At 41.4% G+C, this 17,642-nt stretch carries 13 protein-coding genes; 7 read left to right on the top strand and 6 right to left on the bottom strand.

What is annotated here, in order from left to right:
• Positions 1-138 precede the first annotated feature (138 nt).
• The 3 genes from AK825_RS05745 (at position 139) to AK825_RS05735 (ending at position 2,772) form a co-directional block, all read left to right on the top strand.
• A complete protein-coding gene (locus AK825_RS05745) occupies positions 139-1,188 on the top strand; it encodes an NADP-dependent oxidoreductase (protein ID WP_068035311.1) in 1,050 nt (349 codons plus the stop codon).
• Between the two features lie 218 nt (positions 1,189-1,406).
• Complete coding sequence (locus AK825_RS05740; RefSeq protein WP_068035309.1) at positions 1,407-2,084, top strand: type 1 glutamine amidotransferase domain-containing protein; 678 nt, start codon at positions 1,407-1,409, stop codon at positions 2,082-2,084.
• Between the two features lie 52 nt (positions 2,085-2,136).
• Positions 2,137-2,772 carry a glutathione S-transferase gene (locus AK825_RS05735; protein ID WP_068035307.1) on the top strand — a complete coding sequence of 212 codons (636 nt, stop codon included), beginning with the start codon at positions 2,137-2,139 and terminating at the stop codon, positions 2,770-2,772.
• Between the two features lie 100 nt (positions 2,773-2,872).
• Here AK825_RS05735 and pdxH read toward each other — a convergent pair whose 3' ends face one another.
• From pdxH to cysS, 5 genes are all read right to left on the bottom strand, one after another.
• On the bottom strand, positions 2,873-3,535 hold the full coding sequence (gene pdxH, locus AK825_RS05730; protein ID WP_068039093.1) for a pyridoxamine 5'-phosphate oxidase: 663 nt from the start codon (positions 3,533-3,535) through the stop codon (positions 2,873-2,875).
• Positions 3,536-3,582: 47 nt separating this feature from the next.
• Positions 3,583-4,953: a phosphoglucosamine mutase gene (gene glmM, locus AK825_RS05725; RefSeq protein ID WP_068035304.1), complete on the bottom strand. Its 1,371-nt coding sequence runs from the start codon at positions 4,951-4,953 to the stop codon at positions 3,583-3,585.
• Positions 4,954-5,143: 190 nt separating this feature from the next.
• Positions 5,144-6,616, bottom strand: coding sequence for an IMP dehydrogenase (gene guaB, locus AK825_RS05720; protein ID WP_068035301.1), 1,473 nt, complete (start codon positions 6,614-6,616; stop codon positions 5,144-5,146).
• A gap of 386 nt (positions 6,617-7,002) precedes the next feature.
• Entirely contained in the window at positions 7,003-9,006 is a 2,004-nt protein-coding gene (locus AK825_RS05715) for a mechanosensitive ion channel family protein (RefSeq protein WP_082787272.1), read from the bottom strand.
• Positions 9,007-9,156: 150 nt separating this feature from the next.
• A complete protein-coding gene (cysS, locus tag AK825_RS05710) occupies positions 9,157-10,617 on the bottom strand; it encodes a cysteine--tRNA ligase (protein ID WP_068035299.1) in 1,461 nt (486 codons plus the stop codon).
• Positions 10,618-10,837: 220 nt separating this feature from the next.
• Between cysS and AK825_RS05705 the strand changes: the two genes are divergently transcribed.
• The gene (locus AK825_RS05705; RefSeq protein WP_068035297.1) at positions 10,838-11,479 is read left to right on the top strand and encodes a cob(I)yrinic acid a,c-diamide adenosyltransferase; all 642 of its coding nucleotides are present in this window, start codon (positions 10,838-10,840) and stop codon (positions 11,477-11,479) included.
• 215 nt (positions 11,480-11,694) lie between these two features.
• On the opposite strand, the gene AK825_RS05700 is transcribed toward AK825_RS05705, so the two are convergent.
• A complete protein-coding gene (locus AK825_RS05700) occupies positions 11,695-12,666 on the bottom strand; it encodes a hypothetical protein (RefSeq protein WP_068035294.1) in 972 nt (323 codons plus the stop codon).
• Positions 12,667-13,069: 403 nt separating this feature from the next.
• Here AK825_RS05700 and AK825_RS05695 point away from each other — a divergent pair, with 403 nt between their 5' ends.
• From AK825_RS05695 to AK825_RS05685, 3 genes are all read left to right on the top strand, one after another.
• The gene (locus tag AK825_RS05695) at positions 13,070-13,885 is read left to right on the top strand and encodes a glycerophosphodiester phosphodiesterase (protein WP_068035292.1); all 816 of its coding nucleotides are present in this window, start codon (positions 13,070-13,072) and stop codon (positions 13,883-13,885) included.
• Positions 13,886-14,357: 472 nt separating this feature from the next.
• Complete coding sequence (locus AK825_RS05690) at positions 14,358-15,557, top strand: fatty acid desaturase (protein ID WP_203226524.1); 1,200 nt, start codon at positions 14,358-14,360, stop codon at positions 15,555-15,557.
• Positions 15,558-15,924: 367 nt separating this feature from the next.
• Positions 15,925-17,391, top strand: a complete 1,467-nt coding sequence (locus AK825_RS05685; RefSeq protein WP_068035288.1) for a protein adenylyltransferase SelO family protein — start codon at positions 15,925-15,927, stop codon at positions 17,389-17,391.
• Positions 17,392-17,642: the final 251 nt, after the last annotated feature.

The following is a 17,642-nucleotide window of genomic DNA, read 5'->3' as shown; positions in this document are numbered from 1 at the left end:
AATAACTTTATATAAAACAGCAGCTTTGCGTATTGTTTTTATTATTAGTAGCCATTCACTGTTGAGTGGCTGCTAACTTTAAAACCTAACACCATACTTTAAAACTATAAACCAATAAATAAAATAAGGATTATTAAAATGAGCTTTGATAAACAACAAAATCAAAAAATAAACCGTCAAATTAAATTGGCCAGTCGCCCTCATGGCGCGCCAAAAGCTGAAAACTTTGACATGACAACCAGCGATATCCCAACGCCAAATGACAACGAAATGCTATTACGTACTGTCTATTTATCACTAGACCCGTACATGCGTGGACGTATGAGCGATGCAAAAAGCTATGCCGATCCGTTAGAAGTTGGTGATGTGATGATGGGTGCAACGGTTGCTCAAGTCGTTGAATCTAATCTTGATAAGTTTGCCGTTGGTGATTTGGTGGTATCAAATTCAGGCTGGCAGGATTATAGCCTCAGTGATGGCGAAGGCGTGCTGAAACTCGATAAAGATATGCCAAATCCTTCTTATGGTTTAGGCGTATTGGGGATGCCTGGCTTTACCGGTTATATGGGGTTGACTGATATCGGTAAACCAAAAAAAGGGGAGACGCTGGTCGTCGCTGCTGCAACCGGTCCCGTTGGCGCAACAGTTGGTCAAGTTGGTAATCAATATGGCGTACGCACCGTTGGTATCGCAGGCGGTAAAGAGAAATGTGACTTTGCAGTGAATGAGCTTGGCTTTGATGTCTGTATTGACCATAAAGCCGATGATTTCGCTGAACAATTAAAAGCCGCTTGCCCAGATGGTATCGATATCTATTACGAAAACGTCGGCGGTAAAGTATTTGACGCGGTCATGCCATTATTAAATGCTCATGCACGTATCCCAGTGTGCGGTCTGGTCTCTCAATACAACGCGACTGAACTGCCTGATGGCAAAGATCGTTTAGGTATGCTAATGGGTCAAGTATTGGCCAACCGTCTAACCATCAAAGGCTTTATCATCTTTGAAGAGTATGGTGATCATTTCCCAGAGTTCCTAAAAACCATGAGCAAATGGGTAGAGTCAGGTGATGTGAAAACTAAAGAATCCATCGCTGAAGGTTTAGACGATGCACCAAATGCCTTTGTTCGTATGCTAAATGGCGATAACTTCGGTAAAACAGTCATTAAAGTAGCTGACGTTAAATAATTCTTGTTAAATAACCGATGCTCACTGGACAGTTAAATAACGACTTAACAACATAATTTGTTAAGACAACTACTGAAAATGACATCTTTACAATGAATACTGTTACATGAATACGGCTAGCAGTCATCGTTAATGCCAATATTTACTAGGTATTATGAATTAAGCATGACTGCTAACAATCAATAATTTAAAAATCACTTTAATAAAAAAGGACAAATATGAATATTTTAATGGTACTAACTTCACACGACAAATTAGGCGATACTGGTAAAAAAACTGGCTTTTGGCTAGAAGAATTTGCAGCCCCTTACTATGCTTTTCTTGATGCTGGCGTCAATGTGACCCTCGCCTCTCCTGCTGGTGGTCAGCCACCACTTGATCCTAGTAGCGATACTGAAGATGCGCAAACGAAAGATACCAAGCGTTTTAAAGAAGACAGCGATGCTCAAAAGCATCTTGCCAATACCAAAAAACTTGCTGATATGAAAGCGGAAGATTTTGATTCAGTATTCTATCCTGGTGGTCATGGTCCATTATGGGATTTGGCAGTCGATGAAAACTCTATCAATTTGATTGAGACTTTTGTGAAGCAAGACAAGCCTGTTGCCTTTGTTTGTCATTCTCCTGCAGCACTCAAAAACGTTAAGATTGACGGTGAATACTTAGTAAAAGGTAAGACCGTTACTGGCTTTACTAACACAGAAGAAGAAGCAGTTGGCCTTACCGATGTGGTGCCATTCTTGGTAGAAGATGCGCTGATAGCTAATGGCGGTAACTATGAAAAAGCCGCTGATTGGGAGTCGTTTGTGGTCGAAGACGGTTTGTTGATTACTGGTCAGAATCCAGCCTCATCAGAAGAAGCTGCTAAACGTTTGATTGCTAAGCTTAAAGGCTAATAGCATTCGATCGATGACTAACACAACAGACCAATCAAAAAAGGCCAATATTATGATTCGCTTACATCATCTTAATCAATCGCGCTCGCTACGTACGCTTTGGCTATTAGAAGAGCTGGGTGTGCCTTATGAAGTTGTCAGTCATCAACGCGATGCCAAGACTCATTTAGCACCAGATTCACTAAAGGCGGTACATCCACTCGGTAAGTCTCCGGTTATCGAGATGGATGGACAAATCTATGCTGAGTCAGGTGCTATTACTGAGTTGTTGATTGAACGATTTGCGCCAGATCGTCTGCGTCCTGCAACAGATAGCTCAGATTATGGCTATTATCTGCAATGGATTGATTTTGCAGAAAGCTCACTCATGTTGCCATTAATGCTTGAACTGTTTACTAGTAAAGCAGGCATTGATGACAATGCGTTTTTAAACGGTTATATCGAGACAGAAAAAACCAGATTGTTCAAATATCTGGATAAATCAGTCGAAAATAAGTCGTTTATTGTAGGTGATAAACTGAGTGGTGCCGACTTTATGCTTTCGTTTGATTTAATTATTCTTGCTAAGCGTCAAAAGCTTGAAGATTATCCTAACATTAAGCAATATGCATTGCAGCTTGCTGGCATTGAGAGCTATCAAAACGCTATGCGCCTTGAAGCCGAGTATGATGAATCTAGACAAACATAAATGTCTTGTTTGTCATTTTAGCCACTATAAATAATGATAACTAAAAAAAGGAGTCCAATTAAATTGGGCTCCTTTTTATTTGCAATAAAGAATGAGAAGCTTATGGCAATAAGCGCTTGGTAGACCAGCTAGCATCATCTTTATTCACATTACTGCTATCACGAGTATAGACAATACGATCATGCATGCGACTAGCGCGCCCTTGCCAAAACTCAATCTCATTAATGGTAATCTCATAACCACCCCAAAACTCCGGCGTTGGTACTTGTGAATTCTCTGGGTAATCAGCTTGCAGCTCGGTAAAGGTTTGCTCCATTACTTCGCGATTAGCCACTTCACCGCTTTGTGGTTGACTGACCCACGCGCCTACTTGACTATCATGTGGACGCTTTTGAAAATAAGCTGCAGATTTATCAGCATTTATTTTAGCAATGCTGCCACTAATGCGAATTTGACGCTCAAGCTCATGCCAAAAGAACAGTACCTCAGCATTTGGATTTTCTGCGATATCCTGACCTTTAGCGCTTTCGTAGTTAGTATAAAATACTACGCCATTCTCAGTGATTTCGCGCATAAGAACGATACGGACACTAGGCTTATTGTCCGCGCCGCAAGTCGCTAAGCTCATAGCATACGGCTCTTGCACTTGCTGCTCTATCGCCTCACTCATCCAGCCTTTTAACAGCTCAAACGGTGATGCTGGTACCGACTGCTGATCAAGACTACCTTTTTCATATGATAAACGCTGATCAGTAAAGTCCATGCTCATTGTGTTTCCTTATTTTAATATTATTATCATATCAAACACCATTAGCCCAATACGGTTTTAATGTGGTTGGCTAAATCATTGGCCATTACATCACATTCAATTTCGTCATCTGACTCGACCATAACTCGAATCATCGGTTCTGTGCCTGATTGACGGATAAGCAAACGACCACGACCTTCTAAAGTAGTCTGTGCTTTATCAAAAGCTGTCACCAATTCCTCATACTCGTAAGGGTCCTGCATTTGATTCAAACGGACATTGACAAGCTTTTGCGGTAAAATTTCAAAGCCTTCCGTCAACTCACTTAACGCTTTACCTTGTGATTGCATAACTGCAAGTACTTGCAAGCTTGCAATGATAGCATCCCCAGTACGGCTCTTATCTAAACATAAAATATGTCCCGATGGCTCTCCGCCTAGTATCCAGTCATTGGCTTCAAGCTCTTGCATCACATAACGATCGCCAACTTTTGCACGGGTAAATTCAATGCCTTCGTTTTGTAGTGCCAGCTCTAAACCCATATTACTCATGAGCGTACCAACCACCCCTTCAGCACGCGTCTGACCTTGGGTAGCAAGTACATATAAGATGCCATCACCATCGACCAGCTCGCCTTTCTCATCAACCATCACGATACGGTCGCCATCACCATCTAAAGCAATACCAACATCTGCATTGTGCTCTAATACAGCCTTTTGCAGACCTTCGGGATGCGTCGAACCACAGTTAGCATTAATATTAATACCATCAGGTTTATTATTGATAGCAATTACCGTAGCACCAAGCTCACGCATGACTCTTGGCGCTACACTATAGCCTGCACCATTCGCGCAATCTACTACTACCGTCAGATGGCCTAAATCATACTGATAAGGAAAGCTACCTTTACAGAATTCAATGTAGCGACCTATAGCATCATCAATTCTAGTATGCTTACCCAACTGCGCTGGATCTACAATAGGCATGAGTAAATCATTATCACTATGAGATGCATTCATCATCGCTTGTAACTTATCATTAATGGCATTTTGCATCTCATCGGTCAGCTTTTTGCCATTACCTGAGAATAATTTGATACCGTTATCATAATAAGGGTTATGCGAAGCTGAAATAACAACGCCAGCATCTGCATGGAAACTACGAGTAATATGTGCAATAGCTGGTGTCGGTAATGGGCCAAGCATATGAACATCTACCCCTGCGGCATTAAAACCTGCCTGCAACGCTCCTTCAATTACATAGCCTGATAGGCGTGTATCTTTACCAATTACGACACTCGGTTTGCGATTAGAATTATCATTATTTTCTATGAGCACTCGCCCCGTTACATAACCTAGTTTTAAAATAAAATCGGGGGTAATAGGTAGTTGACCAAATTTTCCACGTATACCATCGGTGCCAAAATAGCTCATTATGATTATATCCTTATGCTAGGTGCTAAAAGTAAAAGACTAGATAATGCCATCAGACATCACAGTCTATCTACTGCATCGTTTATAAAAAAAGCCAACAACACACGAGCATTGTTGACTGTTTGTATCTTAAAGACATTATATATCAAAGAATGAATATTTAAAGCGATAATTTAGTTAACGCTTTCGTTTAGTCCACACGATAGTTCGGTGCTTCTTTGGTAATTTGTACATCATGGACATGAGATTCTTTCATGCCTGCTGATGTGACTTTGATAAACTGTGGTTTGCTACGCATATCTTCGATAGTAGCACAACCGGTATAGCCCATTGATGAGCGCAAACCGCCAACCAATTGGTTAACAATACCAGCAACTGGTCCTTTATAAGGAACGCGACCTTCGATACCTTCTGGTACGAGTTTTTCTACACCATCTTTGGCATCTTGGAAGTAGCGGTCTGATGAACCGTTCGAACCTGACATCGCGCCTAAGCTACCCATACCGCGGTAGGCTTTATAGTAACGACCTTGGAACAATTCAACTTCACCCGGTGCTTCTTCAGTACCAGCCATGAGCGAACCTACCATGATGCATGACGCACCAGCAGCGATTGCTTTTGCTATATCGCCTGAATAGCGAATACCGCCATCTGCAATCAATGGAATGCTGTCTTTCAATGCACTGGCAACATTATCGATAGCGGAGATTTGTGGTACACCAATACCAGCGACAATACGCGTGGTACAAATAGACCCAGGGCCAATACCGACTTTTACCGCATCAGCACCCGCATCACGTAAGGCTTTAGCAGCGTCGCCTGTCGCAATGTTACCACCAATAACTTGCACATTTGGGTGTTTTTTCTTAATCCAAGAGACTTTATCAATGACACCCTTTGAGTGACCATGAGCTGTATCGACTACAATAATATCCACGTCAGCCTCAATCAAAGCCTCAACGCGCGCTTGTGTATCTGCACCCGTACCAACAGCAGCGCCAACACGCAGACGACCATGCTCATCTTTACAAGCATTAGGGTTGTTTTCAGCTTTGGCAAAGTCATTAACTGTAATCAGGCCGCGCAGACGGAAATCATCATCAATGACGATGACTTTTTCAATACGGTGCTCATGCAGCAATTTTTTGATATTTTCGTTACTTTCGCCTTCATGAACGGTGACTAACTGCTCTTTTGGCGTCATGATATGGCTAACTGGTAACGATAAATTGGTCTCAAAGCGCCAATCACGATGGGTAACGATACCAACGACTTTATCTGTACCCTTCTCTACTACAGGCACACCTGAAATATTATTATCTTGAGTTAGCTGTAATAAGTTACCGATCGTCATCTCTGGATGTACCGTAATAGGATCAACGACCGTACCTGCTTCAAACTTTTTGACGCGGCGTACTTGCATGGCTTGTTTAACGATATCCATACTCTTATGCAAAATACCCATGCCGCCCAGCTGTGCCATAGTAATAGCCATCTCTGACTCAGTCACAGTATCCATAGCAGCAGAAATTAGCGGCAGATTCAGAGTGATATTTTTGGTCAAACGAGTAGACAGATTGGCAGTTTTTGGCAGGACTTCAGAATAGGCTGGTAACAACAAGACGTCATCAAAGGTTAAGGCTTCATCGACAATTCGCAACATACAGACCCCTAGTGGTGGTTATTTTGATGGGTGGGATTTTCATATTAAGACAATGAACCAAGATACCGGTATGACCTTACGACATTTAAGTCTTATGTGGCAAAGACTTACAATCATAGAGCTTTAGATAATTAGCAATAAACCAGTAGTTATTTGTCATTAAACAAATGGAGACACTCGAAAATTGCAATTGATTTATCAGTTGTAAGTTAGCGCAAATATAGCGCAGTCTTACTCTTAATAGCTCAGTTATCCCTTAAAAATAACGCCATATTATAACAAATAAGCGTGCAAATCGCATGCTATATTTATCAGATTATTTTACTGATATCTGTCTAATTATGTTCATCACTTTTTTATGGGTAAAAGACTTAACCTATGACTACTTATTCATCTCTATCCTTGAATATCAAGCGTTCAGCTGGTAGATGTTCTTTTTGTTCATGGTACAGATAATTGAGCATCTGTTCACGTACCTGACATTCCAAGTCGAAAGCACTCATAGGACCGTCAGAAGCCAAACTTCCACGTAATTTAATCGTGTTTTCGCTTAGTGATACAGTGAGCAGCTCAGGTTCAGTTTCGCCGTCCCACAACTCATTCGCTTTCACTAGTTCCACAAATTTCTCTCTAATAGCTTTAATATCTGCGCCGTAGTCAACATATAGGTAAACCACACAAGTTTGATGAACTTCCGTATGTGACCAGTTTTCTACAATTTCAGTAATTAGTCTACGCATCGGTACAATCAAGCGGCGTTCATCCCATGTTTTTAGCACCGCATAGGTATAACGTAAATCCTCAATCGTTGTCCAATCACCTTCCATCATCACTGTATCGCCGATACGTACTGGCTGAGTGACGGCCACCTGTACACCAGCAATAATATTACCTAGTATAGGTTGGGCGGCAATACCAATGACCACACCAGCAATACCAGCCGATGTTAATAACGTCGTGCCAAGGCCTTCCATATTAGTGAATTCACTAAGACCAATCCAAATACTGCCGAGAATCATGGCAAAGATAAAAACGCGACGAAATACCGACACATAAGTGCGGCGGCGACGCTCCTTATCAAAGTGCTCTTCAGCCAAATTCTCAATTTGCATGTCTTGATAGCGATTGGCAAAAAAGTTAATAACGCGTATACCCAACCACATGGTACTAAACACTAACCCAATCCAAATGATTGGACGAGTCGATGATGCTACTGCATCCAAATAAGGAAAACCACCTGACACTAAAGTAAAGACTAATAAAAAGCTAATGCTAAAGGTTAGCGGTACGGTTAGCTTGCTAACCAAGTCTGCCATACCGTTAGTACTGCCGACGTAAGAGCTGTACTTTTGATCATCATCAATATAATGGCTGATAATTTTTTCAGTACCCTTACTAAGTAGCCAACCTACTCCCATAGTCACTAAGAAAAATGAAAATAATGCTAAAAACTCCCATAAAGCAATGTTAAAAAACTGTATTTTCATCCATGTAGGTAGATAGCGTTCAAACTCTGCTGGATGATATTGCTCATAAAGATTGTCAATATTGCCAACCGTTTGCGCTGAGAACACCCAAATTGGGGCCTTGTCATCAACTTGTACTCGCTCCAGATAGACAGGTACACGGCGTTCACGGTACTCGATGTAACCGAGTTGAATAGAGCGTCGCGGAATACCCATTATACTACTGGTATTACCAAGTGGAGGCTCGATTAAACCATCAGGACGATCTGGCAGGTCATCAAATAAGTAGAGCTCTCTTTCAGATAACAAAAAATCAAGACGTTTGGCCAATTCAAGTGAACGACTACGCTGAACCTCACTATCAATCAGGTTCATATTAAGCGCATAGGCTGCCAAGTCAAATTGCTGCTTCATCACTGCTGATTGGAAAAACTCTAAAGTAGCCAACGGTGTTGATAGGTTTGGTGGCTCAGACAATGGAGGTAGACCAGTGTTGATTTTGTCTAAAAGATAGTAGCCTTCGTTATACTCTCCCTTAAGTCCCGTATCGCCTTGTAAGTTTCCAGCTTGTTGTACTGCATTGCGTTCAGTAGGATCAAAAATCTCTTCTGCTACACCGGAGACGCTGACACCTTCCTTCTTGATTGTTTCAATCTTTTGGGCAGCATAATCGACCAAGTTCTCTGCTTTGGTCGCCACCTGTGATTTTGAATTATCTTGAATACCAGCGCTCTGTTCACTAGTGCTAGCTTCATTATCACTGGTTGCAGCATAAACAGGAGTGTAAATAGTACTCAGTGCAATGACTAGAAAACCAAATATCAATTGAAGCACAGTGCACCGCGTAGCTTCATAAGAGTGAGAGCCCTTAAGACGATTTGCAGTTTTATTACCTTTAACATCATCACTTCTAAGAGTATTCATATTTTTAAAAAATCGTTGGTTATAAGGAGTTTGCATACAAAACAATCTTGGCTTTGGATTGATAATAAGCTAATGCAGGCGGCAAAAAAAAGCCAGCGTAAAGCTGACTTAATTTGTTAGTATACGTATATACGAAAGCTAGATTTTAGGTTAAGCACGGCGCCATGTCGTACCAGCACGGCTGTCTTCAAGCTCAATACCCGCCTCTTTGAGCTGCTCACGTATTTCATCAGCACGAGCAAAGTTTTTATTGGTTTTGGCATCTGCACGCTCAATGATTAACCTATCAATAGCAGTATCGATCAATCCGTCATCCGCTTGTTCGCCAATCACTGCTTGCAAAAACTGCTGGACTGGCTGCTGTAAAATGTTCAGCACCTGTGCCAACGCTTTTAGCTGCTGCGCTAACTGCCATGCAGTATCTACCTCTTCAGCTTTCACAGCTTTATTAATATCACGTGCCAGCCCAAATAATACGCTAATCGCCGTTGAGCTATTAAAGTCATCATTCATCGCTTTAATGAAATCTTGCCCAGCAGTGCTCCTGTAAGCATCATTTATCAACTCGTCAGTGACTGTCAAAGCCTGCCCTTTTTGCTGCTCGGCTAGCTTTAACGCATTGTATAATCTGCTTAGGCTATTGTGCGACTCATCTAAGGCACTATCAGAGAAGTTCACTTGGCTACGATAATGGCTCGATAATAAAAAGAAGCGCACCGTTTCAGGCAAATACTGCGCGGTTACATCACGAATGGTAAAGAAGTTACCTAATGACTTAGACATTTTTTCGCCATCGACATTGATAAAACCAACGTGCATCCAGTTACGCGCATACTCGCATCCAGTCGCTGCTTCAGACTGGGCTATCTCGTTTTCATGATGTGGAAACTGTAAGTCATGACCACCACCATGAATATCAAAGGTATTGCCTAGGCATTTGGTCGACATCGCCGAGCACTCAATGTGCCAACCTGGACGCCCTTGGCCCCATGGTGATGCCCACTGCGGCTCATCAGGTTTTGCCGCTTTCCAAAGTACAAAATCAAACGGATTACGCTTATCATTTTCGACATCGACTCGCGAGCCTGCCTGCATATCATCAAGATTACGCTTCGATAATTTGCCATAATCTGCGAAGCTATCCACCGCATAATAAACATCACCATTATCGCCAGCATAAGCATAGTCGCCCGTGACCAGCGTCTCAATCATTTGCTGCATCTCATCAATATGGTCAGTGGCACGTGGCTCGGAATCTGGCATCTCACAGCCAAGAGCAGTCGCATCCTCGTGCATCGCTTCGATAAAGCGCTGAGTCAGTACACTAATATCTTCACCGTTCTCGTTAGCGCGAGCGATGATTTTGTTATCAATATCGGTAATATTGCGTACATAATTAACGTCATAACCCAATTGCTTAAGCCAGCGTACCGCCATATCAAAACCAACCATCACTCGGGCATGACCAATATGACAATAGTCATAAACAGTCATACCGCATACATACATGCCTACCTGCCCGGCTTTGAGTGGTTCAAACTGGCGTTTACCGCCAGTCAGTGAATCATAAATGGCAAGCTGAGACATAGCGTCGGCAAGTGGTGTGTTCATGGTATAAAAGCCTTTTAATTAAAACAAGATAGATAAATTGAGATAAAAGGAACATATTGGCAGTATTAAGCTTATTAGCAAGCCTGAAATTCCGCTTATCATTCCAAAAATTACTACAATATAAAACTTAACCCATTATCTTAGCGAAAACGACTGTAAAATACTACAATGAGCGCATAACTAACCGTATTCAACGATAAAAACATCTAAGGATTTAAACATGGGTAATCGCTTAAGCAAAATATATACACGTACTGGAGATGACGGCAGTACTGGCATGGCAGATGGTAGTCGCGCTAGTAAAGCTGATAACCTATTTAGCGTAATGGGCGATATCGATGAGCTTAACTCACATATCGGCCTAGTACGGGCACATCTCACACAAGCGATAACTGATAACGAGACGCCAAATAAACAACAGTTACCTGAGCGTTTGCAACAAAAAGAGTTGGGCTTTGTACAAGCCTTAATCATTATTCAACATTTATTATTCAATATCGGTGGCGAGCTTGCCATGCCAGAATATGAAGGTGTGAGTGCAACCCATATTGAATGGTTAGAACAACAGATTGATGCGATGAATACCACCCTGCCACCGTTAAAAGATTTTATTTTACCGACAGGTTCGGTTTTGGTCAGCCAACTGCATGTAGCGCGTACGGTTTGTCGCCGTGCTGAGCGTCAAGCAGTGCTATTACAGCAAGAGCGTTCACAAGCAATTCGTGGTACTGCGGTGAGCTTTATCAATCGCTTATCTGATTGGCTGTTTGTCGCCGCACGCTTCTGCACTGACCCCGAACAAGTCTCTGAGGTACTATGGAATAGTAAGGTACTAGAGGCTTTTACAACTAACAATAAGTAAACTAATGGATAGAACGATAACTAGAAACAAAACAGCTAGAATAATGATGGCTAGCATATAATTTGTTTAATCATCTAACTTCATTTCGTTTCATCACTACTCTTCAATACGTAAAACGCCCGCAACTTATCATGGTTGCGGGCGTTTTCTTATCTAAGCTTTTAAATAACTAACTTTGAAATAATTATCATCTAGCTCAAAAGTAGTGCTAACTGTTAATAAGTAGCGTTTTCATCTTCAACGATAACCATATCAATGCTTTCATCTTTAGGAACGATCTTTGGTACTTCTGGCGTTACTGGTGCTTTAGCGTCAACACTAGGTAGCTCTACTGCTTGAGCACTACTTTGGCTATTACCTTGATTAATAGTAGGCGGCGTAGCAGGTTTAGGTGGCGTAGCAGGTTTAGCTGGACGCACTGGCTCAACTGGGGTTACAGCTTTAGGCTGGCGATTTACTTGGTTTTCACTGTTTTTGCGCGCAGCTTCACGGCGACGAGCAGCTTCTTGTGCTTGACGCTTAGCTATTTGCTCATCCACAACTGATTTTAAGACAGAGCCTGCCATCACATCAGATACTACGGTAATTAAGGCTGGCTGTCCGGCGATACGTACTTGTATCTGACCACTTTGAGCACCAACGACATAAGTAAACGTATCATCGACTAGCATATTATTATTAATGCGAATATTGTCTTGCGCGAGACTAGTCTGCAAACTTGGCTGGTTATTAGCAGCACGCATTTGGCTAGCTTGATATAAATCCTCACTTGGCAACGTCATGCTGACACTTGCTTGACAGGTCGTCATACCATTAGCATTGGCTTCTTGTAAAATTGCAGCATTTTGTACATCAATTAAAATACTGTTAACCTTATCACTGATAGCACCAGTGTTTACACTTACTTCTGCATCGTTTGCATAATTAGCAGCCAATGTCTGTGCCTGCTGATTGAGCATATTTTTTAGGGAGATTTTCAAACGATCTTGTACCATTGGGTTATCACAGCTAATAGCAGGAACAACTGTGCCATCATTGGCTGCCGGTTGCTCAGTTGTCACCTCTGCTGTCTCGGCAGTATCGTCTTCTTTATCCGAACGATCACACCCAGCAATAGCTAAACCACATATCACACTAATACCAGCAGCTTTCTGCCATTTCATCCATTTTTTATTCGCTACGCTCATATCTATTTTGCTCCCGATTTACTCATTTGCACCGTCAACGATGGACAGTATTGCTATCTAGATTGTCATACAGCCATGATAGCTATGTAAGACCAATATTAAAATCAGGCCATTATACGAGGTTTACAGCGGTTGGTCAGTAATGTAGACCATTGATATACAAATAAAATCTATCAAGGACCATAAAAGACGTTTTTAGTTGCAAAAACGCAACAAACATTCATTAAGATATTCATAGCTTAACTGGCTTATTATCTTAACTGAGTTGATGATAATTGCTATTTTTGCTAAGCCCTCTAAAATTGAACTGTTTAAATTCGTACCACACAGTTTTTATATTTTTTGGCAAAATTTTACGAGGCATCATATTATTGATCTAAGAAATAATTGATAACAGGCATTTATGATAAAACTTGATAATACGCTGCTTTTAGGTCATCGAGGCGCACGTAGTGAAGCATTAGAAAATACACTACATGGTTTTGAGCATGCGTATGGTTTACAGCCACGTGGCTTGGCAGGGGTAGAGTTTGACGTACAGCTGACTGCAGATGGTCATTTGATAATATTTCATGATGAAACGTTACAACGATTATGTGGCTTGCAGTCACGAGTAGATCAGCTCAGTTTGGTTGAGATTCAACGCCAACTACAATCAGGTCATAAAATCATTACTTTAGATATGTTAGCTCAATCAATGATTTATCCCTCTAAAGCTGTTCTTTTTCAATCAAGTTTATCTAAGTATTTAATACCTGTTACTCAAAAGCCCAAAATACTCATCCCTACTTTGACTCAATTTACTCATATTGAGCTAGAGATTAAAACCCATGACCGCACAAATTATTCCAAATTAATACAGGCACTGACACGTTATCTAGTAGATACGCCACTTGCCAGTTTACCTATCGTTCTAACCACCTTTGATGTCCAACTTCTCGCCCAGCTTCAACGTAATAAATCACTCGCACATATCCCGCGGGGCTTATTAGTACGTATGCCACAATTACTTGCATCAGCACCTAATACTGCCTTGCAATTGGGCTGTACCCGGCTTGGTATATATTATCCGCTCATTACGCAGTCGGTTATCCAAAACTCTCATCGGCACGGTTTACCAGTGAGTGCATGGACAGTAAATGACATTGAAGTAGCGAAGCAACTTATAAAATGGCAGGTTGATGTGATTATCACAGATATTCCAACACAATTGCTATGACATGCCAACATAATTGATATAAAGCTATCAAAAACCACTCTTTACACTTACTGATATAACTCTATGCCATATAGCGACTTAACATAATCTTAGCAGAACTTACACTTTCACCTAATTCCTGATAGTTAGCAGGGTATTTACAATATAATATCTAATAACTCATACAAGTTATTGTTATTTATTAAGATTTTTCTAGTGCATAATCGTTCACTTTCGTCTCTTTTTAGGTTAATATAGGGGCTGAAACTAATACCGCTAGGAATATTATATGATTGCAAAAAAAGCAATGGGCTTACCGCTTAAAGGCTTACGTTTCGCTATCAAATCTGGTGACAGCATTTTGGATAACGCAACCACGCAGGTGACGCGTTTTAAGACTTGGTTTGATAATGCTAAAGCAAAAGCTGCGCTCGATGAGCAGCCTACCGCTAAACGCAACTATTCAAACGTTGCTGAGCAAAGCGATGTCTCCATGAATGACCAAACCATCGATTTACGTGAACTTGAGTTTAAAAAGGCGCCAATCAACTGGATACCGGCGACCATACTAGTAGCAACGCCTATTGCTGCTGCTATCATTACTCCATGGTACTTGTTTACCCATCAAGTCAGTGCACCTGTTTGGGGGGTGTTTGGTGCCTTTATGGTATGGACAGGTATCAGTATCACTGCAGGTTATCATCGTCTACTCTCGCATCGTGCCTATAAAGCACATCCAGTAGTCAAAAATTTCTTATTGCTTGGTTCGACATTGGCAGTACAGGGTTCTGCATTTGATTGGGTTTCTGGTCACCGTAGCCATCATCGCCATGTTGATGACCGTATGGAAGATCCGTACTCACCTAAGCGTGGTTTTTGGTTTAGTCATATCGGTTGGATGCTACGTAACTATCCAAGCGGTAAGTTTGACTACAAAAACATTCCAGATTTGACCAAAGATAAAGTACTTCAAATTCAGCATAAATATTATGGTCTTTGGGTGCTAGCGACGAACGTCGGTTTAGTAGCAGCTGTTGGTTGGTTATTGGGTGATGTTTGGGGGACTTTAGTACTAGCAGGTTTGCTACGCTTAGTATTGACTCATCACTTTACTTTCTTTATCAACTCGTTATGCCATATGTTTGGTTCGCGTCCTTATACTGATACCAACACTGCTCGTGATAACTTCATTTTAGCTATCTTTACGTGGGGTGAGGGTTATCACAACTATCATCACTTCTTCCAATACGATTATCGTAACGGTGTGAAATGGTGGCAGTATGACCCTACTAAATGGTTGATTGCTGGCTTATCTAAATTTGGTCTGACGACTGAGCTTCGTACAGTTGATGATACGACGATTAAGCACGCTGAAGTTCAAATGCAGTTTAAACAAGCTCAACAGCAGATCGATACAGTAAGTGCAAGCGGCATTGATATTCCGCATGTCATGCAAAGCTTCCAAGATCGCATCAAGTTTGAATACGATGCCTTTACGCAAACTGTAGAAGAATGGCAGGCACTAAAGGCCAAAGCCGTTGAGATGAAAAAGACTGAATTTGCAGATCGCTTGCATGAAGTCGATGACAAGCTCAAACTTGAGTATGCTAAGATTGAACAGAAAATCCATGAGCATAATGACAACTTGAAGATTGCCTTTCGCTCGATTGGATATAATAAAAAAGCCGCCTAAAATGGGCTAGCTAATTATTAATTAGCGTATTCATGATAATGCTACCTCATCCCCCTCTCTGCAAAAGATAGGGGGATTTTTTTGTGAATTTTTATCAAAATTTGATATAAGCTCAGCCAATATAGACTTATTCAATATGAGTACAGCGAGTCAAATATTTTATTGGAAATTGGATTTTAAGCAAAAGCTACAATTGCAAATCATCAAAGTAATTTGCCATTCTATAACAGTGATTAATTCAAGATAAATTACAAGACATGGACAGAGTGCACAGGTGTAGCACTAGGGCTATGTTATAGTAGATTTATTGTTTTTTTATATCACCATTATTATTCATATTTAGTCAGTCTCAATAGGAAAAGCACGTATGCGCTATCAAAATACCTATGTCAATTTAGACCCACGTTTATATCACAAGCAGCCACCAACAGCGCTAGAAAATCCGCGTGCTGGGCATTTTAATACCCAAGTGGCAGAGCAGCTTGGTTGGATAGATGACAAAGATTTAATGGCACGCTGGGTTGAGATTCTCGGGGGTCGGTATGTACCTGCTCAGTTTCAGCCTTTAGCAATGGCCTACGCAGGTCATCAGTTTGGACAATGGGCAGGTCAATTGGGTGATGGACGCGGCTTGCTCGTGGCACAAGTACTAGACAATGATAACCAATTGCAAGACTTGCACCTTAAAGGCTCTGGTCTGACACCTTATTCACGGATGGGTGATGGACGTGCAGTCTTACGCAGTACTATTCGTGAGTATTTATGTGGTCATGCCCTCAACCAGATCAGTATCCCCTCCTCTAATGCGCTGGGCTTTGTCGTATCCGATACGCCTGTACGCCGCGAACGTATGGAAGCAGGTGCTGCCTTGATGCGGGTAGCGGATAGTCATATTCGCTTAGGTCACATAGAATGGATTGCAAGCTTTGCCCCTGATTTGCTCGGTGAATTTACCGATTATATGATTGATACTTATTATCCAAAATGCCGTGATAGCGAAACGCCAGTGCTAGCATTTTTGCAAGCCGTCGTTGAGCGTACCGCACGTATGATAGCTGACTGGCAGCTGATTGGTTTTGCTCACGGGGTGATGAATACTGATAACTTATCCATCACTGGTAGCACCTTAGACTTTGGGCCATTTGGCTTTATGGAACGTTTTGATCCTGCTTGGATTAACAATCACTCTGACCATACCGGACGCTACGCCTATCAAAACCAGCCCGCTATTGGACATTGGAACCTCAACATCTGGTTGCCACACTTTATGCGATTAGAAGGAGTGACGCGTGAGGCTTTATCAGATTGCTTAGCACCTTATGAAGCCACTTTTATGCAGCACTATCAACAAGGATTATGCCGCAAGTTAGGCTTAGCGCATCAAAAAGAAAGTTTAAGCTTAGCTTTTGAGTGGCTAACCTTGTTAGAGGACAACTTACTTGATTATACCAATAGCTTCCGTGCACTCTTAGGTTTAGTATCTCCAGAGAATCACCCTTATGAGAAGCAATTATTAGCTACCTTGACGCATGAATTGCAAGGTGAAGCATTACAAGTTTGGCAAGACTGGTCTGCGCGCTATTTAGAGCAATCGCAAGCACTGTCTACTGAACAAGTTGTTAATGAGATGCAAACGACTAATCCAGTTTATGTATTACGTAATAGTATGGCTCAGCGGGCTATTACTGCTGCTGAACAAGGCCAGTTTGGGGAGGTAGCGCGGTTATATGACCTGCTCGCCAGCCCTTATACCGTACAGGATATCGCGACAGCACTTGATAGCAGTCCCCCTGCGCCTCATGCGCCGCAAATGCCAATTAGCTGTTCGTCATAAATAATCATATTTTTTTGATAAATTTAAAGCCAATAATCATAGCCAGTTTGGTTAATAATCAACAACCAAACTGGTTTTGAAAAACAATAGTCACAATCTTGCATATATATTGTAAATTTTACTTTATTTATCACTATCAACTGGCTAAATGTTCGTTATCAATTTATTATATAAGTTATGCATTTCGCTATGGTTGACTAGGGCGTGTCCTCATTTTGATAATGGTGATAAAAATGAGATAGATTTTTGTC

This window comes from Psychrobacter sp. P11G5 (assembly GCF_001593305.1).
Classification (GTDB): Bacteria; Pseudomonadota; Gammaproteobacteria; order Pseudomonadales; family Moraxellaceae; genus Psychrobacter.
Note: the sequence above shows the minus strand (reverse complement) of the source record. Positions and strands in the feature narration are given on the sequence as shown.